Genomic DNA, 21180 nt, shown 5'->3' with positions numbered 1-21180 from the left:
AGAACTGTGTATGAATCATTTGACGGCCTGAGTGAACCTGTCAATTCGTCATACATTCTACCTTTACAACCACTCACTACTTACGATGCCGATTATGTCAAATTTGTTAAAAAATGAGCCAAATATTTATAGCCATACCCAGTCCTACGCGCATCTGATTACTGAGCGTCATGCAATGGTTAGGCCGCATACCCATCATCCTTATCAGCTTGGTGCCAGCCTTTATATGCCTGCGACTCGCCAAGATATTTGGCAAGTAATCACGCGTGATAAACTCCCAACGATTAATAGTATTATCATTTGTTTAGAAGATGCCGTCAGCTCTAACGATGTCGAATTGGCACTCGAACGTTTGCAAGCGCTGCTCTACACGTGGGCCACGCACATCGATAGTATCAACGACCCCTCAAAACAAGCAGGTCTTCAAAACGAACAACAAGCAGAGCATCCTACCCGTCCATTGGTATTTATACGTCCACGCAATCCGTTGATGCTACAGCAGCTGGCTGACTATGCCCATATTGATCTTATCGACGGTTTTGTTATGCCAAAAGTTGATATGTGTAGCTTGTCCAATTGGCGTATGGCTTGTCAGAATCTGAGTGCCGATCATCTGCTCATGCCAACCCTTGAAACTGCTGCTTTATTCAATCCGCATCACAATCAAGAGCTTGCCATCGGTTTTAAAGAAGCCTTTAGCCAGCCAGTCTTTGCACTGCGTATCGGTGGCAATGACTTGTTTGCCACATTGCGCTTACGACGACCCAAAAACAGCATTGTCTATGATACCCCTATCGGCACTCTCGCCTATCAACTACTTGGTTGCTTTGTGCCGCATGGCTTTTATCTGACTGCGCCAGTCTTTGAGTATTTGGATCAGCCAACGCTGTTTATGCAAGAGTTGACTCATGATGTCAGCTTAGGATTGGTCGGCAAAACCGTCATTCATCCAAGCCAAATTGCTTTGGTACAGCAGGCATATCGCGTACCATCGAGTATTTTGGATGAAGCGCAAGCAATACTTCATAGTGAAGCCAAGGCGGTGTTCAAATACAACAACACCATGCTTGAGCCTGCCACACATCGCGCTTGGGCGACTGAAATTGTGAACCGAGCTGAGGTGTTTGGAAAAGTTGACGACGGTAGTATCGACTATAGCGCAGGGTTGTAGACGTTAAGGATTTATTTGCTTGCTATAGTCGGTGTCTACTATGAAATAAATACAACGCTACTGAGATAAATTTTGCACAGCCGCAGCCTCTGTCTGCGCAAAAACAGCAAGCAAGGAACAATTATCTTAGTAGCGCGTTGCAATACTTCTCATTATTTTATTTAAGACTGACTATAGATTGTATAAATGCCAGACTATACAAAAAAAGGCCGCTATCAAATGATGATAGCGGCCTTTTTATACGGTATTGAACGCCAGAAGTGAGCGGTCAAAACCAAGTAATTTACACACAGTTTTCTAAAAACTGACTCATAACTCGGTTGACTTGTTCAGGTTCCTCAACGGTTGCTGTATGACCAGCACCTTTAATGACGGCAAGTTTGGAGCCTGCAATCGCAAAATGCATGCGCTCAGACTTTGCATAAGGGGTCGCAGCGTCTTCGTCACCAACGATGATAAGTGTCGGCGTCGTAATATCAACAAGCTGCTCGTAAGTACCTATCCGCTCAATGACACCCATCGTCGCCTTAATCACGCCGCCCTTACGATTGCCTTGTAACATCGTTAGCCATTGCTTGCGTTCAGATTGACGCGACTTATCTGCTAAAAAACTACTGCCAAACATAATCGGCATCACCTTGCTGCTCACGCGCTTGATACCCAACCAACGGATGGCTTTGACAAGTTTACGATACTGCGGCACGTTTTTGGGGTCTTCAGGATCAGCAGAGGTTTCTAACAAGATGAGCGATAGCAGCAACTCAGGACGCTTAATTGCAATACGCTGTCCGATAAAGCCGCCCATTGATAATCCAACAAAGTGACACTGTTCAATATCAAGCGCTGTAAGTAATTCAAGCGTGTCCTCAGTGAGTGTCTCCATGTCATAACCCGCCTTGGTCACTTGCGACTGACCTTGCCCGCGAAAGTCAAAGGCAATACAACGATAGTTTTCTTGAAAGTGCTCGACTTGCTTGTCATACATCCGCGTGTTCCACAGTAGACCATGAGCAAACACCATCACTGGCTTTTGCCTATCATTTGGCGCACTGTCCTCAAAATAAATATCAGCGTTATTAATCTTGATAGTCGGCATAACCACATCCTTTTTTGATCGATTAGAGAGGTAAGCTTCTTACTGCATAAGCCCCTGACACGGGTCTTGCATTTAGCATAATCCATTAAAAGATTAGGTGATAGCCTTTTTGTGACTGCTCTGTGTACTTACGCGGTGACATAGAACTGCATGGCAATTTAAATACCCGACCCACATTCGATGTGTCTTAAGCGCCTACGAAACCGACTTTTATAATTATGACAAGCTGCTATAGTAATCAGCATAAATAATAAACCATTGAAGGAATATAGAATGTCACAGCCTATAGTCGATTATCAAGTTGACCAGCACATTGCCACCATTACTTTTAACGATCCAAAGAGCTTAAATGCTTTTGGGACGCCTTTGAAAAACAACGTATTAAAAGCGCTGGATGCAGCAGCGGCCGATGATCAGGTACGGGTGATTATTTTACAAGGGTCTGGTGGTAATTTTTCAAGTGGCGGTGATATTAAAGAGATGTTGTCTGAAGGATTGGACAAGGACATTGTTTCTAACAAACTAAAAGGGATGGTAGAGGGCGCAGGAGAAGTCAGTTTAAAGTTGCGTCATGTCCATAAACCGATCATTGCCAAACTAGAAGGTGCAGTGGCAGGTGCTGGCATGAACTTGGCGCTCACTTGCGACTTTCGTATTGCAGCAGACAACGCAAAGTTTGTTCAAGCCTTTGTTAATATTGGTTTGATTCCCGATGCGGGTGGTATTTATTTATTAAATCAACTGGTTGGTACAGCAAAAGCCACTGAGCTTGTGATGCTGGGCGATAAACTTAAAGCTGACGATATGGCGCGCTTAAATCTTGTGAACCATGTGGTTAGTGCTGATGAGCTAGACGCCACTGTACAAGCATTGGCCCTACGATTAAGCCAATTGCCAGGCAAGGCTTTGGCTTCTATGAAGCATATGTTCAATGTACACGCTTTTGCTGGTTTGAACGAAGCCTTAGATATGGAGGTTGAACAACAGACGATGATGGCAAAAACTGATGATTTTATAGAAGGAGTCAGCGCCTTTATAGAAAAGCGCAAGCCGGTTTATCAGGGTAAGTAGTTCATCAACCTAAAAGCTCTTTTCTAATAAAAGGGCTTTTGGGTTTTTATTATCTAAAAATTATATTTCGAGGTATTTTGAATACGGCTTGAAATGTTTAATACTATCCAACTTACTTGGCTGGCGGGCCCCATTGATTGGTTTCAAACTTGGTTTCTCTAACAAGAAATACGATTAACACAATACCTATTAACGGTACAAGAGATATCAAAAACCACCACCCTGAATGACTGGTATCATGCAATCGGCGTATAGTAACGGCAACACCCGGTAAAAATAGACCAAGCGCTACTACTAAATAAAATAAACCAATTTCTGAGTCAAATATTATGGTATCTAGCACCATCGCAATGATGATCAAGATTATTTGCATCAATAAAAAATACCAATACTCTTTACGACGAGCGCGACCAGAAAAGTTAACGTAATTTCGCATTCCTTTTTTAAACCAGTCAATAATGCCGTAATTCTCTTCAATATTGTAACTACTTGGATTCATAGTTTTTGGTAGTGGTGGCGGTGTTGCTTTATCAAGCATATTTTTAGGTTCCATTAAATTTATCGTTAACTGTCTCTAAAGGCAGGGTTTACACGTACAAATGTCTAACTTATGACCCTGATTATAAGCACTCAATAAAAGTTTGCAAATGTTTATTAAAATATTTTTAATGGTCAAACAATAAACCCCGCATCATTACGATACGGGGTTTTCTTTAAAACTTAAAAACGCTAACTTAATTTTTAACCAAGATTAAGTCAACTGAGCTACGTTGATTTTGTCTGCTTCTTCCGTATAGTCTTCCATGCGGTCGAAGTTCATGTATTGATACACTTCATCACCCATGCTGTTTAGCATACCAGCATATTGCTGATACTCTTCGTTCGTAGGCAATTTACCAAGTACTGCTGCGACAGCTGCAAGTTCAGCAGATGCTAGATAAACATTAGCGCCTTGACCCAAACGGTTCGGGAAATTACGCGTAGACGTCGATACCGCAGTAGACTTCGGTGCGATACGTGCCTGGTTACCCATACATAGTGAGCAACCAGGCATCTCAGTACGAGCACCAGCTTGCGCATAAATGTTGTAGTAACCTTCTTCCATCAACTGGCGTGCATCCATCTTAGTAGGCGGTGCAATCCATAGACGAGTTTTTAAGCTTCCTGCTGGTACGTCTTGTAGTAATTTACCAGCGGCACGGAAGTGACCGATATTGGTCATACATGAACCAATGAATACTTCATCAATGGTATCACCCGCGACATCAGCCAAGGTTTTGGCATCATCTGGATCATTCGGGCAGCAAAGGATTGGCTCTTTGATCTCGCTCATATCGATCGTCATATCGATGGCGTATTCGGCATCTTCGTCAGCGCGTAAAAGGCTTGGATTTGCCAACCATTCTTGCATCGCTTCAATACGGCGGCTAATAGTACGTGCATCGCCATAGCCTTCTGAGATCATCCACTTAAGCAAAGTGATGTTTGAGTTCAAATACTCAGTCACTGACGCTTCAGATAATGTGATGGTACAACCAGCAGCACTACGCTCAGCTGACGCATCAGATAATTCAAACGCTTGCTCAGCGGTTAACTCTTCAAGACCTTCAATCTCAAGAATACGGCCGTTGAACTCGTTGATTTTACCTTTTTTATCAACCGTCAATAGACCTTCTTTGATGGCTTGATAAGGAATCGCATGAACCAAGTCACGTAGGGTGATACCAGGCTGACGTTCGCCAACGAAGCGCACACGGACAGACTCAGGCATATCTAATGGCATGACACCAGTCGCTGCAGCAAATGCAACCAGACCAGAACCGGCTGGGAACGAGATACCCATTGGGAAACGGGTATGCGAGTCACCACCAGTACCGACAGTATCTGGAAGTAGCATGCGGTTCAACCATGAGTGGATGATACCATCACCTGGACGTAAGCTTACGCCGCCACGGTTCATGATAAAATCAGGTAGTGTGTGCTGAGTTTCAACGTCAACTGGCTTTGGATAAGCAGCCGTGTGACAGAATGACTGCATAACGAGATCTGCTTGGAAACCCAAACATGCCAAGTCTTTTAGCTCATCACGTGTCATGGGACCAGTAGTATCCTGAGAGCCTACAGTGGTCATTTTTGGTTCACAGTACATGCCAGGACGTACGCCTTCTAGGCCACAAGCTTTACCAACCATTTTTTGTGCAAGCGTAAAGCCTTTGCCAGTATCAGCTGGTTCTTCTGGCTTAGCAAATACGTCTGAATGACCAAGACCCATATACTCACGCGCACGATTGGTCAAACCACGGCCAACGATTAGTGGAATACGGCCACCAGCACGAACTTCGTCAAGCAATGTTGGCGAGTTTAGCTCAAACGTTGACAATACTTCGTCAGAGTCATGCTTGGTGATTTTGCCTTCATACGGATAGATATCAAACACATCACCCATATTTAGGTTATCAACGGCAACTTTTTCAATCGGTAATGCGCCTGAATCTTCCATGGTGTTAAAGAAGATAGGAGCAATGTTGTTACCCAATACTAGACCTCCACCACGTTTGTTTGGCACGTTCGGGATATCGTCGCCCATAAGCCACAATACTGAGTTGGTCGCAGACTTACGGCTAGAGCCAGTACCAACGACGTCACCAACATAAGCCAATGGATGGCCTTTTTCTTTTAACGCTTCAATCTGCTTCATTGGGCCAACGACGCCCTCTTCGTCAGCAGTAATGCCATCACGAGAGTTTTTGTGCATAGCCAATGAATGCAATGGGATGTCAGGGCGGCTCCACGCGTCTTGCGCAGGTGACAAGTCATCCGTGTTAGTTTCGCCAGTCACTTTAAATGTAGTATACGTTGTTTTTTCAGGTACAGCGTTACGGCTCAAGAACCACTCAGCATCTGCCCAAGACTGAACAACGCCTTTTGCGATGTCGTTGCCTGCTTCTGCTTTTTCAGTCACGTCATTAAACGCATCAAACACTAGCAATGTCTTTTTCAGCGCATCAGCTGCATCTTGAGCAACTTCGCTATCATCTAATGCAGCAACCAATGGTTGAACGTTGTAGCCACCTTGCATAGTACCTAAGATTTGAACGGCTTTTTGCTTGCTGATAAGCGGTGAAGACGTTTCACCTTTAAGAATCGCTGCCAAAAATGCCGCTTTAACATAAGCTGCTTGGTCAACACCAGCAGGAATACGGTTTTCTAGCAGGTTCATTAAGAAAGCGTCTTCGCCTGCTGGTGGATTTTTTAATAGTTCAACCAACTCTGCTACTTGTTTTTCATTAAGTGGTAGTGGTACGGTTCCTAGCTCAGCACGTTCTTCGACATGTTTACGATAAGCTTCTAACACAATAGTCGTCCTCGTCAGTTGGGGGATTAGTACATTACGTGGGTAGTCAACATGACAGCCTGCGCCTATGTACTATGTAGAATAATTAGTCGTGCAATCATAGCTTAAAACGCTCTAAATGTTAATGGCTGAACTTTGAAAAGGCACGTAATAGGGCCATATTGGACATTTAGTAGAAAAATAGTACTATCAAAAATATGATTGATGCTGTTCTTATTATTCATATTTTACAATTGGAATCAAGATTACTACTTTTGGCAATAGCTGCTTGATTTATGCCAAAGCAAATACCATATGATGGTTATACTGTTCTCAAGAAGCATTCCATGCTGCCATAGAAATGCTGAATGAGTTGAATATCGATATTGATATTTAAAACTATGCGAAATATAAGCGTCATAGTACTCTTAATTACATCGCAATCTTAATCATATTGAGTAAAAATCGGTCTCTAAATTTCTGCTATAATACTTCTACTCAGAAAACATGCTAATAATTCCATAAACCCTTATGCTATAAAGGGTTAAGAGATAAATTTATTATGACAACTGCCGTACAAACACACGTCCCTGCCGCCAAGGCCAAACCCAAAAAAGCCATCCAAGGCGAGAAGCTGCGCGGCTACGACAAAGTTGCACGTATCCCAATTAAGGTCATCCCAACCGTTGAGGCAAAGAAAAAGCCAGATTGGATTCGGGTAAAAATGTCGTCGCCTGCTGAGGTTGCGCGTATTAAAGCCACGTTGCGTGAGCAAAAGCTTTATACCGTCTGCGAAGAAGCCGCCTGCCCTAATCTACCGCAATGTTTTGCTGATGGTACGGCGACCTTTATGATTATGGGCGATATCTGTACGCGTCGTTGTCCGTTCTGTGATGTGGGTCATGGTCGCCCAAATGCATTAGATGCTGATGAGCCACGTCATACTGCTGAGACCATTCAAGGCCTACAGCTTAAATATGCGGTGATCACTTCTGTTGACCGTGATGATCTCAAAGATGGCGGTGCTGGTCATTTTGTAGAAGTACTCAATGAGTCAAGAGCACTTAGCCCAAACTGCTTGATTGAGATATTGGTGCCAGATTTCCGTGGTCGTATGGATATCGCATTGGACTTACTGACAGAAACACCGCCAGATGTCTTTAACCATAATATCGAAACGGTGCCACGCTTGTATAAGGCTTTCCGTCCAGGCTCTGACTATCAGCATTCACTCGACTTGCTCAAACTGTATAAAGAGCGTCGTCCTGATATCGCTACCAAGTGCGGGTTTATGGTTGGTCTTGGTGAGACTGAAGAAGAGATTTATGCGCTACTTGATGATCTAAAAGCACATGACGTCGATATGATCACGGTTGGTCAGTACTTACAACCAAGTAAGAATCACGCGCCAGTGGATCGTTACGTCCATCCAGATGAATTCCAGCGTTATATGGATTATGGCAAAAAGATTGGTTTCTTTAGCATTTGGGCAGGCCCAATGGTACGCTCAAGCTACTTCGCTGATCGTCAGTATTATGGCGAAGATTGCCCAGCGCCAATCCGTAGCAAAAAAGCCTTAGAAGCAGAAGGCAAACTTGGCTGTTAATTAATGGCTTAATGATTAGCAATAAAGTATTGGCTAAGAAATGAAAAGGGTGGATAACAGATATTGTTATCCACCCTTTTTTTATAGCGCTAAAAAAGTCGCTACTCAACCGTTAAACACTCACAGGTTTTGTTGGTGTCTTACTCGTCTTGATGTTGAACAAAGCAATACCAACAACGATGATGCCTCCTGCCAAACTCGTAGTAATTTCAGGATAAATCAATAATAACGCGCCAATAGCCAAAATAGCGCGGGTTAGAGGATTCATGTCACCTTTAAAATAACCTTCCAATGCCGAGCTAAGCGCGATGACACCAGTGACCGAAGTCACAACTACCGTGATAATATCTAAAATAGGCGGTAGCGGGAAATCTTTGGCTGTTACCGCAAGGCCAGTCGGGTCTATCATTAGCATCGTTGGATTGTAGATAAACATAAACGGCACGATAAATCCGGCGAGAGCAAGTTTAAGAGACAAAAACCCAGTCTTCATCGGATCACCGCCAGAGATTCCCGCTCCAGCAAAGGCCGCCAAACACACAGGCGGTGTAATGTTAGCAAAAATACCAAAGTAAAATACGAACATATGCGCCGCTAAGATTGGAACATCAAACCCAGCCAATGCAGGTGCAGCCATAGTCGCCGTAATAATATATGCTGGGATAGAGGGCAGCCCCATACCTAAGACCATAGATGCCAACATGGTTAAGATCAGCGTCAAGAATAACGATCCTGCCCCAAGGGTCACAATAGATGAGGTCATCACCGTACCGAAACTGGTCAGACTCACGACCCCAATGATAATACCGACTACCGCACAGGCGGCCATTACCGCAAGCGACTGACGAGCACCATCTTCTAGAGCGCCCAAAATGTCAGAAAAGCTCATGCGAGTCTCAGCACGTAACATACTAATCACGACGGTAAAACCAATGGTGTAAGCAGCTGCATAGCCCACTGGTACATTTCTGATTAATAAGAAAATCAAAAAGACGATCGGTAGTAACATATGACCGCGCGCTTTTAACACCTCTTTCACTGCGGGCAAGCTTTCTTTAGCAATACCTTTTAAATCACGGCGTCCAGCACGAAAATGCACCTGTGCAATGACGCCGAGATAATACAATATCGCTGGTAACAATGCTGCCAATGCAATCGTGCTATAAGGCAATCCTGTGGTCTCAGCCATAATAAAAGCACTGGCACCCATGATCGGTGGCAATATTTGTCCGCCAACAGACGCACTGGCCTCAACGGCACCAGCAAAATCCTTGTGATAACCGACCTTTTTCATCAAAGGTATGGTAAAAGCACCTGTACTCACCACGTTTGATAACGCCGAACCGTTAATACTACCCATAAAGCCACTAGAAATGACCGCCACTTTTGCCGGACCACCTTTTTTGTGTCCCGCGATAGCCAGTGCCAAGTCATTGAATAACTGACCCATTCCTGAGCGTGCCAAGAACGCGCCAAAAAGAATGAACAAAAAGATAAACGTAACTGACGCGCCAATCGCAACAGAATACAAGCCTTCCGTTTTTAAAAACAATTGACCAAAAATATCGCCCATATCATAAGGACGCGTAAGCAGCCTATCTGGCATGAAATCCAAATGACTCACAAACGGATAGGCCAAAAATATGCCTGCCAATATAGGCAAAATCCAACCTGTAATACGGCGACTGCCTTCTAATACACAGATCACAGTAATCAGCGAAAATATCACATCCATCTGATTTGCCATACCGCCACGCGAGGTCACGATGTCTTGATATTCATAGATAAGATAAGCCATTCCAGATAAAGAAAAAGCAAACCAAGCCCAGTCATACCATGCTACCCGCTTACGACTGCTTTTTTTACTCGCTGGAAAAATCAAAAAAATCAGCGCAAAACCAATGCCCACATGCACAGAGCGCTGTAGCAACGCTGGCATCGGATTAAAGGTAATGTATAGATGGAAAATTGAATAGAAAATGCAGAGCCCAGCGATAATATATTTAACTGGCCCTTGGGTGATGTGCCGCGTGATTGACTCTCGATCGTATTTTTCTAATATAGCTCTATTATGGGCTTGCACCTCAAGTTCAGCGTCGACATTAGTCTCAGAATCAGTGTTGGAATGTATGGGTAAATCATTGCTATGAGCCGTCCCTTTGGAGTTCATGACACAAGTCCTTTTTAAATCTATCAATGAAACCATACGCTGTAGGCATGATCGTTACTTCGGAATAGTCTGGTACCCATCGGTGAATGAGAATCCGATGATTATCATAATCAATCTCGCCTTTAGTCAGTCTTGATACTACCCAATTAAGGCTGGGCAACTTTTCATTGATTTGATACCCCAGATACCCAGGTTTTTGTATGGGCGCAAGCGTTTCAGTAGAAGGCGTGCCTGCACCAAAAGCCTCAAAATAAGTAGTGGTCAAGAGCAATCCATCATTTTGCCGCTGGTACTGCTCTTCCCACCACTGTTTTTCTACAGAATGCATCCAGCGCAGTTGGAAGTTAGGTTCAACAAAATAACAAACCTTGTCACTTGCCCCATCACTGCCTTCAACGCGTACTTCAACGACAGAATGACGGTCAAACAAAGACCATAAAATCAATCCAATCAGCGCTAAAATCAGCACTGCGCCAATACACAACCATAGCTGCTTATTTGGCAGCTTGTTCATCATAATACTTTTTCGCGCCAGGATGGATAGGAGCAACCATACCCTCACGAGCAGTTTCTAGGCTGATGTCGTTGGCTGCTTGGTGCGCCGTTTTTAGACCGTCTAAGTTATCAAACAACGCTTTGATCAGTTTGTAGCCATCCGCTTCAGACAAATCAGAGCTGACCAATAACGCATTCATGATGGCAGCGGTTGGAACAGCTGTTTCGTTACCATAAGTGCCCGCAGGGATCTCAAAGGTTTTGAAGTAAGGTTTTGTCTCAATGATTTCTTTTAGTTTGTCTTGGTTGATGGTCACCAGCTGTAAGTCTAAGCCCTGCTCTAGCTCCATCAATGATGAATTTGGTAGACCACTACTGAAGAATGCCGCCTCAATTTTACCAGCTTTCATACCATCAGCCGCTTCAGAAAAACTTAAGTAGTCGACGGTCACGTCATCATAAGTAATACCAAATCCTTCTAATAATGTTCGCGCATTTACTTCGGTTCCAGAGCCTTGGTCGCCCACCGCAATGCGCTTGCCTCTTAAGTCTTCGATGTTTTTGATGCCAGACTTTTTGGTCGTGACAATTTGCACAACATTAGGATATAGAACAGCAAGCTGTTGAATGTTCGTTATTGGCTTATCAAAATTATTTGTACCTTCGACGGCGTCGGTGACCACATCACTCAGCGCAAGCACCATATCGACCTTACCTTGGGTCAACAAATTGACGTTTTCGACTGACGCGCCTGTGGTTTGCGTCTTTGAATTCACCCCAAAGGTTTTGACATAAACTTCTGATAATGACGTACCGATGATGTTGTAAGGACCAGATGCGCCGCCTGTAGCGATGGTGAGGAACTTGGTATCAAGTTTATCCGCACCAGCATCGCCAGTAGAAGCACTATCAGCACCCGTATTGTCAGTGCCTTCAGAGCTTGGAGATGAGCATGCCGTTAGCCCTAAAATAGCGCTTAACATGGCTGATAAAAGTAATGGGGATTTTAGAGAGTTGAGCATCGAATTCATCCTTGAAGTAATCGGGTTAATAACTCTAACTGCATCAATGGTTCAATTAATGCATTACAGACGTGTAATAATATAGCAATTGTTTTGATAAATAAGCCACAGGTTATTTTATCTATGGTTCTTATACATACCATATGCTTTATCTAAAGCAAAAAACGCATAAAAGTACCAATAAATACTATATAAGATGTTCTGCTAAGCGAAACAAAGTTTCATTAGTTAAACCATTTAAGCAAAATTTAGATACATTGTAAACCTTTATAAACGGCCAAATGAGCCTCTGACTTTTTTAAAATCATATAGCAGCTGTAATTGATATAAAATATCTTGAAGTCATTTCTCAATTTACATTAGCGGTTTTAAAAAAACGGTTTAAAAAAACAAAACGATTACTAGCATCTAGTACAATCATGCATGATGCGACGTATAATACGCAGATATGTTTAAAACCCTACTTGAACTTTTTATTCGTAATGTCTATTAAAATTACAAACAATCAAAACCTTTCAAGGAACCCGAGATGAGTACCAACCCTGATACGAGTAACGACCATATTCTATCTTCTGATAACATCCACTACTTACATCATTATTTCTTTGAACCAAGTAATAAAGATACTATTATAAAAGCCACTTTGCTGATTGTGCATGGTATGGCAGAACATAGTGGTCGCTACGCCGATTTTGCTCAATTTTTAGCAGATCAAGGTATTGCAGTAGCAACTTATGATCAGCTAGGCCATGGTCAAACCGTTAAAACAGCAGCAGACTTGGGCTTTTTTGGTGAAGAACATCCTGTACAATCACTGCTAAAAGATGTCATCGTAATGGCAGATGAATTAAAAGCGCGACACTCTAATGTGCCGCATTTTGTCATGGGTCATTCTATGGGTTCGTTTCTTGTACGCAACGTGCTCAAGCATCACGCGCACAATTTTACGGGTGCAATCCTTATGGGAACGGCAGATGCCAACCCGCTGACCAAAGTGCTATTGCCAGTCAACAAACTACTGGCAAAAGTCATACCCAGACAGCCAAATACGGTGCTGGCTACTGTCATGAATAAAGTACTCAATCTCCAACTCAACGATCGGACCTCTACTTCACCATTTGCTTGGCTAAGTAAAAATACGGACAACATTGAAGCTTTTGAAGCGGATCCACTGTGTGGCTTTGCTTTTACCAATAATGGCTTTATGACATTATTTGCACTTATGCAAGCGGGTTTGAATAAACGTTGGTCTACAACGATTGCTAAAAACTTTCCGATGTTGTTTATCAGCGGTGAAGATGATCCGATTGGCAATATGGGCAAAGGCATTCGTAAAATTGTCACTCGCCTAAATAAGCAAAACTTTAGCACTGTAGATATTCAGTTATACCCTGATATGCGCCACGAGCCCTTACATGAAAAAGACAATCAAATTGTCTATCAAGATATTTTAGAGTGGTTAGAGGACGCTACTGCTGATAATTAGGATCAGCGGCGATGTTTGTGCCCGGCAGGTTTGCTAAAAGTCGCCAAATTAGCGACAATATGGCAGTCGAGTTTTTAGTCCAAATCATACGGGTCATTTAACTATAATATTTACTTGTATTAACCTTTCATCAATTTTAGGAAATTTTATGTCATTACAACAAACCATCGAACAAGCCTTTGAAAATCGCAACGAATACAGCCCAAGCACAATGCCACAAGACGTCCGTGATGCTGTCGAGCAAGTGCTTGAACAATTAGATAACGGCACCTTGCGCGTTGCAGAAAAAAAGGACGGCGAATGGGTCGTCAATCAGTGGGCAAAAAAGGCGGTGTTATTGTCATTCCGTCTAAACGACAACTACGTTCAGGCAGCGGGCGAACATGTACAGTTTTATGACAAAGTACCGACTAAGTTTGCTGATTGGACTGAAGCTCAATTTAAAGAAGCTGGCGTGCGCGTAGTACCACCAGCAGTTGCCCGTAAAGGCTCATACATCGCAGCAGGTGCAGTGTTGATGCCATCGTATGTCAATATTGGTGCTTACGTCGATCAAGGCGCAATGGTAGACACTTGGGCAACCGTTGGCTCATGTGCTCAGATCGGCAAAAACGTCCACTTGTCAGGTGGCGTTGGTATCGGTGGCGTATTAGAACCACTACAAGCCAACCCAACTATTATTGAAGACAACTGCTTCATCGGTGCCCGCTCTGAAATCGTTGAAGGCGTAATCGTCGAAGAAGGCGCTGTGATCTCTATGGGCGTCTACATCGGTCAATCTACGCGTATTTATGACCGCGAAACAGGCGAGATTCATCGTGGCCGTGTACCAGCAGGATCGGTTGTCGTACCAGGCAGCTTACCGTCAGAAGACGGCACGCACAGCTTATATGCCGCTATTATCGTGAAAAAAGTAGATGCACAAACGCGTGCAAAAACAGCGGTAAACGAGCTTTTACGTTTAGACTAATTTTAATTAGCATTTAATCAATTTTAGTATGTTCAATAAAAGGTGCTTAGAGTTTTCTAAGCACCTTTATGCTGTCCGTCATTTTAGTTGTGCTATAGAAATCATTATGATCTTATAATTTGTCATAGTCGATACCACTTGGCTTGCGTAAATGCCCGCATAAATCCGCAAGAAATGCTAAATAATATGATTGAAAATGTCGTCTCAGAGCGGCGTGCCGGACTTGATTGACTGACTCGCCCTAATACTGACTGGGACAATCCTGATTTGAATACATAAAATATGTTACTCTTTGCAAAATAAGGCTTACTGCTCACTATCAGCGTATAATGACGGCCCCAAAAGTGACGAATATGGATTTGCTCCTTCGCCCTTAACTTTTTTATTCTTACTCTTATACTGTGTCCTACTATGTCAATTTTACGTAATGCCGCCATTCCCGTCACTGACCCTGAAGCGGGTCTGCGTTTAACAGAAATTTTTTACTCCTTACAAGGGGAAGCACTGACGTCAGGCTTGCCCACGATATTTGTGCGCCTTACCGGTTGCCCGCTACGCTGCGTCTATTGTGACACTGAATATGCTTTTACTGGCGGCGAACGTCAGTCACTAGAAGCTATTATCGCGACCATTAAAAGTTATCCTTGCAAGCGCATCTGCCTGACAGGCGGTGAGCCGTTAGCTCAGCCAAATGCGATTGAGCTGATGAAACGTCTACTTAGCGATGGTTATGAGATATCTCTTGAGACAGCGGGCGCGCTCACAGTAGAAAACGTGCCACCAGCGGTCAGTAAAGTGATGGACCTTAAGACACCAAGCTCAGGCGAAGTCGACAAAAACTTATGGTCAAACCTTGACTGGCTGACTCAGCACGATCAGATTAAATTCGTCATTATGAACCGTACAGACTACGACTGGGCAAAAGCCAAACTCGCAGAACATAACCTAGACACACTGGTCGGTACCGTTTGGTTTTCTCCTATGTTTAATGTTGCAGAGGATGTCGATACAGAAATCGGTCCCGACGTGCCAGTATTAGCACGCGAGCTTGCTGAATGGATACTGGCTGATGCCCTACCCGTACGCTTCCAGTTGCAATTGCATAAGATTATTTGGGCCGACGCCAAAGGCAAATAAAAACCAAAAAATTAAATGGACGATCTTAATAGTTAAGGCACCAAGGATAAGGGTACAGGTATGGTCAAACTGATTTTATTGGGCTTATTGGCGGGTGCGTTTTTTAGCTCGACGTTCATCTTAAATGAGGTCATGAGCGCCGCCGGTGGGCACTGGTTTTGGTCAGCCAGTCTGCGCTATGTCTTTATGTGGGTGATTGTCACTGCTCTCATTGTGATGCAGCACGGCTTTGGGCGTATCAAAGAATTAACGACTATCTTCCGTCAGCATTGGGGCTTTTGGTGTATTACAGGCAGTATTGGTTTTGGTATCTTTTATACGGGCATTTGCTACGCGGCTGACCATGTCGCAGGGTGGGTAGTCGCCGCAACCTTTATGTTCACTGTTGTCACAAGCTTGCTGGTGTTACTCGCATTTGGGCAACGATTTGACAAAAAATTCATTGTGTATGCGCTGTTAGTGTTTATTGGTGTGGTCATGGTGAACGTAAGTGAAGGTCTACATGCGGCTTCTGTATTGGATACTAATGCAGCACCTATGAAAGACATGCTTCTTTATGGGGCCTTGCCTGCCCTAGTAGCAGCATTTAGCTATCCTATTGGTAATCAGTTGGTTTGGCAAGTTTCTTATAATACTCGTAAGCGGCATGCTGATTCGCTGTCTACTGAAGAAGGAACCATTCCAACAAGTCAGATGAGCGAAAACACAAACGCACTGATCACAGAGGCACCTGTCTTGCCATCTGATATCGACCACACAGCCAATACCTCAAATGCCAATTATGCTAGCCAACAGCCGCCTTCCTCATTTTTAGAAAATTTGATCGCTCGCATACCTGCGATTGAAACTACTTTATTACAAAACGCTTTTAACAAAGTGTGGCTGATGACACTCGGTAGTTTGCCATTTTGGTTACTTTTAGGTCTTGTCATTCATCCTAATATGCCAGACACCTCACAACTCTTTAACACGTTGCTCGTTGCGTTGTTGGCAGGTGTGGGAGCAACCAGCATCTTTTTGTATGCCCGCGAAAAAGCAGAAACTTCAAGTGAAGTTGCTGGGGTAGATGCTACCCAAGCCAGTGAAGTGATATTTGCATTGATTGGGGGTATGTTATTGCTCAACAACTCTATGCCACCAGCAATGGGCTTACTTGGTATCGGCCTGATTATAATAGGCCTAATACTGTTTGCAAAAGATGGCTAAAACTCCCTTAGAACACACGGCTTTTCTTTAAATTCTCGGTATAAATTTTGTTTAAGACAAACACCCTTAAGCTACTTTCATAGTCACTACTTGGCACTACAACCATGGTCAATGCGTTAATTTTTCCGGATATTTTGTTATATTTATTAGATATGGTTGGCGTGATTGCTTGCGCGATAGCAGGTACGCTGCTGGCTCAACACAAAGGCCTAGATATTTCTGGCTGTATTTTGGTATCCATGGTCAATGCCATTGGCGGCGGTACGCTACGTGATATGGCATTAGATCGCCATCCGCTGTTTTGGATGACTGACCTCAACTATGTGATCGTCATTACAGTGACTTCCCTTATTCTACAAATGTTTTTTCATCTGTATCATAAGATCGACAATGCGCTCAAACTCTTTGATGCAATTGGATTGGCAGCTTTTAGCGTCATCGGTTTTAAGATAGCATTAACGCAAGACTTATCACCTCTCATCGCGGTTATGATGGGTGTTTGGACTGCTATTATTGGTGGACTGTTACGCGATATCATTTGCAATGAGATTCCGCTGGTACTACAGCGTGAGATTTATATTACGGCCAGTATTGCAGGGTCCGTCACGTATTTGATTTTGCAGTACTTCGGTGTTAGCGCTGGTATCAATGAGTTCATTATGCTATTTGTCATCTTTGCTGTACGTATGCTAGCGCTTAAATTTGATTGGCACTTGCCCTCGATTCGCTTAGTTGCTTAACTTGAGCTTAGTAGCAACTTGGGATTAGGAGTATTGTGGTGTTCGTTTCAACTTGAGACACATTCGATACTGCTTGATAATCATCCATAATTAATGAGACTTGCTCATGTTGGCTATTGCATTGGACACTGCCGCCCTGATCACCACTTTTGACCCGCGCTCTTTGATATATTTGTTTGATATGATTGGTATCGTCGCTTGTAGTATTTCGGGCACGATACTGGCCAAGCACAAAAACTTCGATGTGTTTGGCTGTCTACTGGTGTCCATCGTGACTGCTATCGGTGGTGGGACTGTCCGCGACGTCATATTGAATCGTCATCCCTTGTTTTGGATGGTGGACATGAGTTATCTGACCGTTATCACCCTCTCTTCATTGATCATGCAAATATTCTTCCATCCCAACTCAAGACGCGTTAATAAATTCCTCAAACTCTCAGATACCATTGGACTGTCCGCTTTTACGCTAATTGGTATCAAAGTCGCTGATAGTATGGGCGCAAATGTCCCCGTGGCTTTATTGTTAGGCGTCATCACCATTGTGGTTGGCGGTATCATTCGTGACATGATCTGCAACGAAATCCCGCTGGTTTTACAGCAGGAGATTTATATCACTGCCGCACTGGCTGGCGGTATTCTTTATTTTGCTCTGCACAATCTTGGCGTGACTGCTTGGATTGCAGATATTGCTACCATGAGTACGATTTTTACGTTGCGCATGCTTGCGATACGCTATGATTGGCAATTTCCGACACTTGAATGGAAGTATTAAAGGCCCTTAATTTTAACAGCCCTTCATGTCTTAGGTTTTTTCTACCACCGCCAAGTCCCTCACCATGAGCTGTAAGCTTTGTTTGCCGTTCCACTCATTGATATCTAACTGAAAGAGCAAATGTACTTGCTCGGCGCGGTAATCCCAAGCGCTACTGTCAAAATTGAAATAAATTGCTTCAATTGGATACTGTACGTTAGGATACCGTAACGACAACTTGAGATGTTTGTCTTTTAAAACCTTAAAACTCAGTACCTCAAATAGGCCATCGAATATCGGCGGCGCAAAGCCATGTCCCCAGATACTCGCATGAGCCAAATGCTCAGCGAACCATAAGCTAAAATCACTGGCTTGCAACGGCCCATCAGTAAATTTTTGCTCTGCAAACACATCATCATCCATCTGTGCCATGACATCGTTAAAAGCTGACTCAAACGCCTCAAAATTACGACGTTTAATTGTCAAACCTGCTGCCATTGCATGACCACCAAAATGGCTGATGAGATCGGGATAACGCTCAGCAACTTGCTCAATCGCGTCACGAATATGCACGCCAGCAATAGATCGCGCTGACCCTTTGATGGCGTCATCATCACCAGTCTGCTGTGTGTCTGCTGGTGCAAAGACGATACTAGGCAAATAGTGACTTTCCTTTAAACGCCCAGCGACGATACCAATAACACCTTGATGCCAATCGTCCTGATATAAGACGATACTGCGCTTATTACTATTGATAGCCTTTTTATTAGTTACATGTTGAACAATGATATCGCTGTTCTCATTACTATTAGCGGCAGTATCAGTGTCTTCATTATTACTGGCATTACTATCAGCCAACGTCTGAACAATATTGTCTGCTTGTGCCCGCATCTCACCTTCGACCTGACGACGAGTACGATTTAACTGCTCAAGCTCCTGCGCCAGACGCTGCGCTGTGCTCCAATCTTCAGTCAATAAGCACTCTATACCGATACGCATATTATCCATACGTCCAGCAGCATTGATACGTGGACCCAAAACAAACCCGAAGTCCTGTGCATGCAGTTGCTTGGGGTCACGACCTGCTTGCTCAAGAAGTGCCAAAATACCTAAACAACAACGTCCCTGACGGATAGCTGCCAGTCCGTGATGTACTAAGATACGATTATTTTTATCGAGTACACCAACATCGGCAATCGTACCAAGCGCCACCAAATCTAAATACTGACTAACTTGTACGGTAGACTTACCAGCTTCGCGCCGCAGTTTTGCCAAACGGCCGAGCACATAAAACGCTACGCCCACCCCGACCAGTGCTTTACTGGTAAAGTCGCAGTCGAGCTGATTGGGATTGACCACAGCTTCCGCAGGTGGCGTCTCTTTGGTAGTCAAATGATGGTCAGTAATAATGACAGTAAGACCGTCAGCCTGCGCCCGCGCCACGCCTTCATGACTAGAGATACCGTTATCTACCGTCACTATCATGTCTGGCTGAAACGTCTTTATACCCAATTCGACGATCTCTGGTGTTAGACCATAACCATATTTGAAGCGATCCGGTACTAAGAAATCGACCATAGCACCCATCTTTTTGAGCGCGCGCATCATCAGCGCGGTACTGGTCGCGCCATCACAGTCAAAGTCGCCCACGATCAAGATGCGCTGACCTTCATCAATCGCCACGTCTAGTAGACGAACAGCCTCTGTAACACCATGCAGCATCTCGGCAGGCAATAAGCCAGACAATGCGGTATCAAGCTCATCAGGCTCAGTAATACCGCGACCTGCGTACAGACGAGCAAGAGTGAATGATTGAGCAGCAAGTGTTTGCAACGCGGGAGGCAACTCGTCGATACGAGTATGGGTACAACGGGGGGTTAAATTTAGCATGTGCGTATTCTACTGACTTTAAGAGAGGCTCACAATGACAATTTTTATCACTTTAGTACAGGCTCTATGATTTCATAATATTGCGTTAGCTATGATTATTGAGAGTATATTTTGATAAATATCCTCGATAACGTGTTCATTACCTTATGAAACCATACTATATTTACAAAAACGGTGCACAGTCACAGTAATTGTCTGCATTTTGCTACAAAGCAATGATTGTATGCTGTCTATAAATGCATAGAATAGTCATTATCTGAAACACTTGTTATTTATTTTAATTAATTTTTTATAAGGATATCCTATGAAAACCACTCCAGTTGCTGAAAAATTACCAAATACTATTGATCCAAGTTTGGATCTTGAACAAGTCAAAAAAGAGTGCCAAAAACTGGTGAAAAGCCGTGCTAGAGTTTCTGCTGGTGTGGCAGTAGTACCTGTTCCATTTTTTGATGTAGCCATTGATGCAGGTATGTTGACTCATCTTCTACCTGAGATCAGTGAACGCTTTGGTCTAATTGAGAGCCGTAAGTCTGCTATCGACTTGCAATCAAGAGAAGTACATTGGAGCGCAGTTAAAGACCGTACTGTCGATTTTGCTGGACTCATGGCAACACGCGGTATTGTTAAAAAGACCATTCAAGGCTTTGGCGGTCGTATCGCAGCTAAGCAAGTAACCAAATTCATCCCACTGGGTGGCCAGCTGGTTGCAGCGACGATGGGCTATACTATCTTTAAGAAAATCGCTAATGACCATATTAATGAATGTTATAAATTGGCGAAAGATATTCAACAAAAACAACATGGTAAGAATGTCTAAGACAGTCAAATGAGCAATCATACAGTCTTGTAAAACTTTGACCAGCTAAGATATTATGTCTTAGCTGGTTTTTTGATGCATGATGATCAAAAAAACTTTTTGCTGAGGGGAATTTAAAACACCCTTACTTTTGCTATGCAAGTAATGAATAACTGTTTTAAAAGTATGTAATAATCACAGACCATAATTTCACAAACCATAATCAAGCGACTCAT

The 21180-nt window shown here is 43.5% G+C and carries 17 protein-coding genes; 10 read left to right on the top strand and 7 right to left on the bottom strand.

Annotated features, from left to right (window positions below; translation table 11 throughout):
* Positions 1-94: 94 nt before the first annotated feature.
* A complete protein-coding gene (locus ACT3TH_RS08650) occupies positions 95-1171 on the top strand; it encodes an HpcH/HpaI aldolase/citrate lyase family protein (RefSeq protein WP_444755444.1) in 1077 nt (358 codons plus the stop codon).
* Between the two features lie 283 nt (positions 1172-1454).
* Here ACT3TH_RS08650 and ACT3TH_RS08645 read toward each other — a convergent pair whose 3' ends face one another.
* Positions 1455-2267 (bottom strand): alpha/beta fold hydrolase, encoded by an 813-nt coding sequence (locus tag ACT3TH_RS08645; protein ID WP_444755443.1) that lies wholly within the window; start codon positions 2265-2267, stop codon positions 1455-1457.
* Positions 2268-2540: 273 nt separating this feature from the next.
* On the opposite strand from ACT3TH_RS08645, the gene ACT3TH_RS08640 reads away from it, so the two are divergent.
* Positions 2541-3338 carry an enoyl-CoA hydratase/isomerase family protein gene (locus ACT3TH_RS08640; RefSeq protein ID WP_444755442.1) on the top strand — a complete coding sequence of 266 codons (798 nt, stop codon included), beginning with the start codon at positions 2541-2543 and terminating at the stop codon, positions 3336-3338.
* 112 nt (positions 3339-3450) lie between these two features.
* Here ACT3TH_RS08640 and ACT3TH_RS08635 read toward each other — a convergent pair whose 3' ends face one another.
* Positions 3451-3891, bottom strand: coding sequence for a DUF805 domain-containing protein (locus ACT3TH_RS08635; protein ID WP_444755441.1), 441 nt, complete (start codon positions 3889-3891; stop codon positions 3451-3453).
* A 198-nt stretch (positions 3892-4089) separates the two neighbouring features.
* On the bottom strand, positions 4090-6693 hold the full coding sequence (gene acnB / locus ACT3TH_RS08630; RefSeq protein WP_444755440.1) for a bifunctional aconitate hydratase 2/2-methylisocitrate dehydratase: 2604 nt from the start codon (positions 6691-6693) through the stop codon (positions 4090-4092).
* 541 nt (positions 6694-7234) lie between these two features.
* Between acnB and lipA the strand changes: the two genes are divergently transcribed.
* Positions 7235-8278 carry a lipoyl synthase gene (gene lipA, locus ACT3TH_RS08625; protein ID WP_444755439.1) on the top strand — a complete coding sequence of 348 codons (1044 nt, stop codon included), beginning with the start codon at positions 7235-7237 and terminating at the stop codon, positions 8276-8278.
* A gap of 112 nt (positions 8279-8390) precedes the next feature.
* On the opposite strand, the gene ACT3TH_RS08620 is transcribed toward lipA, so the two are convergent.
* The 3 genes from ACT3TH_RS08620 to ACT3TH_RS08610 are packed head-to-tail and all read right to left on the bottom strand — an operon-like array spanning position 8391 to position 11965.
* Positions 8391-10448, bottom strand: coding sequence for a TRAP transporter permease (locus ACT3TH_RS08620; RefSeq protein WP_444755438.1), 2058 nt, complete (start codon positions 10446-10448; stop codon positions 8391-8393).
* Positions 10423-10962, bottom strand: coding sequence for a DUF1850 domain-containing protein (locus ACT3TH_RS08615; RefSeq protein ID WP_444755437.1), 540 nt, complete (start codon positions 10960-10962; stop codon positions 10423-10425). The genes ACT3TH_RS08620 and ACT3TH_RS08615 overlap by 26 nt, the downstream gene beginning before the upstream one ends.
* Positions 10943-11965 (bottom strand): TAXI family TRAP transporter solute-binding subunit, encoded by a 1023-nt coding sequence (locus tag ACT3TH_RS08610; protein WP_444755436.1) that lies wholly within the window; start codon positions 11963-11965, stop codon positions 10943-10945. Before ACT3TH_RS08610 ends, ACT3TH_RS08615 begins: the two co-directional genes overlap by 20 nt.
* 529 nt (positions 11966-12494) lie before the next feature.
* On the opposite strand from ACT3TH_RS08610, the gene ACT3TH_RS08605 reads away from it, so the two are divergent.
* The 6 genes from ACT3TH_RS08605 to ACT3TH_RS08580 all read left to right on the top strand — a co-directional run bounded on the left by ACT3TH_RS08605 (position 12495) and on the right by ACT3TH_RS08580 (position 18276).
* Positions 12495-13451, top strand: coding sequence for an alpha/beta fold hydrolase (locus ACT3TH_RS08605; protein WP_444755435.1), 957 nt, complete (start codon positions 12495-12497; stop codon positions 13449-13451).
* Positions 13452-13599: 148 nt separating this feature from the next.
* The gene (gene dapD / locus ACT3TH_RS08600; protein WP_444755434.1) at positions 13600-14421 is read left to right on the top strand and encodes a 2,3,4,5-tetrahydropyridine-2,6-dicarboxylate N-succinyltransferase; all 822 of its coding nucleotides are present in this window, start codon (positions 13600-13602) and stop codon (positions 14419-14421) included.
* 411 nt (positions 14422-14832) lie between these two features.
* Positions 14833-15558: a 7-carboxy-7-deazaguanine synthase QueE gene (queE, locus tag ACT3TH_RS08595; protein ID WP_444755433.1), complete on the top strand. Its 726-nt coding sequence runs from the start codon at positions 14833-14835 to the stop codon at positions 15556-15558.
* Between the two features lie 60 nt (positions 15559-15618).
* On the top strand, positions 15619-16764 hold the full coding sequence (locus ACT3TH_RS08590; protein ID WP_444755432.1) for a multidrug resistance efflux transporter family protein: 1146 nt from the start codon (positions 15619-15621) through the stop codon (positions 16762-16764).
* A gap of 104 nt (positions 16765-16868) precedes the next feature.
* Positions 16869-17504 (top strand): trimeric intracellular cation channel family protein, encoded by a 636-nt coding sequence (locus ACT3TH_RS08585; RefSeq protein WP_444755431.1) that lies wholly within the window; start codon positions 16869-16871, stop codon positions 17502-17504.
* A gap of 106 nt (positions 17505-17610) precedes the next feature.
* Positions 17611-18276: a trimeric intracellular cation channel family protein gene (locus ACT3TH_RS08580; RefSeq protein ID WP_444755430.1), complete on the top strand. Its 666-nt coding sequence runs from the start codon at positions 17611-17613 to the stop codon at positions 18274-18276.
* A gap of 30 nt (positions 18277-18306) precedes the next feature.
* On the opposite strand, the gene recJ is transcribed toward ACT3TH_RS08580, so the two are convergent.
* Positions 18307-20145, bottom strand: a complete 1839-nt coding sequence (gene recJ / locus ACT3TH_RS08575; protein WP_444755429.1) for a single-stranded-DNA-specific exonuclease RecJ — start codon at positions 20143-20145, stop codon at positions 18307-18309.
* Positions 20146-20449: 304 nt separating this feature from the next.
* On the opposite strand from recJ, the gene ACT3TH_RS08570 reads away from it, so the two are divergent.
* Positions 20450-20965 (top strand): hypothetical protein, encoded by a 516-nt coding sequence (locus tag ACT3TH_RS08570; protein ID WP_444755428.1) that lies wholly within the window; start codon positions 20450-20452, stop codon positions 20963-20965.
* Positions 20966-21180 lie beyond the last annotated feature (215 nt).

Source organism: Psychrobacter sp. AOP22-C1-C5 (assembly GCF_052378885.1).
Classification (GTDB): Bacteria; Pseudomonadota; Gammaproteobacteria; order Pseudomonadales; family Moraxellaceae; genus Psychrobacter.
Note: the sequence above shows the minus strand (reverse complement) of the source record. Positions and strands in the feature narration are given on the sequence as shown.

Coding starts and splice junctions, on each gene's coding strand:
- ACT3TH_RS08650 (WP_444755444.1), top strand. CDS start 95: ATGTCAAATTTGTTAAAAAATGAGCCAAATATTTATAGCCATACCCAG.
- ACT3TH_RS08645 (WP_444755443.1), bottom strand. CDS start 2,267: ATGCCGACTATCAAGATTAATAACGCTGATATTTATTTTGAGGACAGT.
- ACT3TH_RS08640 (WP_444755442.1), top strand. CDS start 2,541: ATGTCACAGCCTATAGTCGATTATCAAGTTGACCAGCACATTGCCACC.
- ACT3TH_RS08635 (WP_444755441.1), bottom strand. CDS start 3,891: ATGGAACCTAAAAATATGCTTGATAAAGCAACACCGCCACCACTACCA.
- lipA (WP_444755439.1), top strand. CDS start 7,235: ATGACAACTGCCGTACAAACACACGTCCCTGCCGCCAAGGCCAAACCC.
- ACT3TH_RS08620 (WP_444755438.1), bottom strand. CDS start 10,448: ATGAACTCCAAAGGGACGGCTCATAGCAATGATTTACCCATACATTCC.
- ACT3TH_RS08615 (WP_444755437.1), bottom strand. CDS start 10,962: ATGAACAAGCTGCCAAATAAGCAGCTATGGTTGTGTATTGGCGCAGTG.
- ACT3TH_RS08610 (WP_444755436.1), bottom strand. CDS start 11,965: ATGCTCAACTCTCTAAAATCCCCATTACTTTTATCAGCCATGTTAAGC.
- ACT3TH_RS08605 (WP_444755435.1), top strand. CDS start 12,495: ATGAGTACCAACCCTGATACGAGTAACGACCATATTCTATCTTCTGAT.
- dapD (WP_444755434.1), top strand. CDS start 13,600: ATGTCATTACAACAAACCATCGAACAAGCCTTTGAAAATCGCAACGAA.
- queE (WP_444755433.1), top strand. CDS start 14,833: ATGTCAATTTTACGTAATGCCGCCATTCCCGTCACTGACCCTGAAGCG.
- ACT3TH_RS08590 (WP_444755432.1), top strand. CDS start 15,619: ATGGTCAAACTGATTTTATTGGGCTTATTGGCGGGTGCGTTTTTTAGC.
- ACT3TH_RS08585 (WP_444755431.1), top strand. CDS start 16,869: ATGGTCAATGCGTTAATTTTTCCGGATATTTTGTTATATTTATTAGAT.
- ACT3TH_RS08580 (WP_444755430.1), top strand. CDS start 17,611: ATGTTGGCTATTGCATTGGACACTGCCGCCCTGATCACCACTTTTGAC.
- recJ (WP_444755429.1), bottom strand. CDS start 20,145: ATGCTAAATTTAACCCCCCGTTGTACCCATACTCGTATCGACGAGTTG.
- ACT3TH_RS08570 (WP_444755428.1), top strand. CDS start 20,450: ATGAAAACCACTCCAGTTGCTGAAAAATTACCAAATACTATTGATCCA.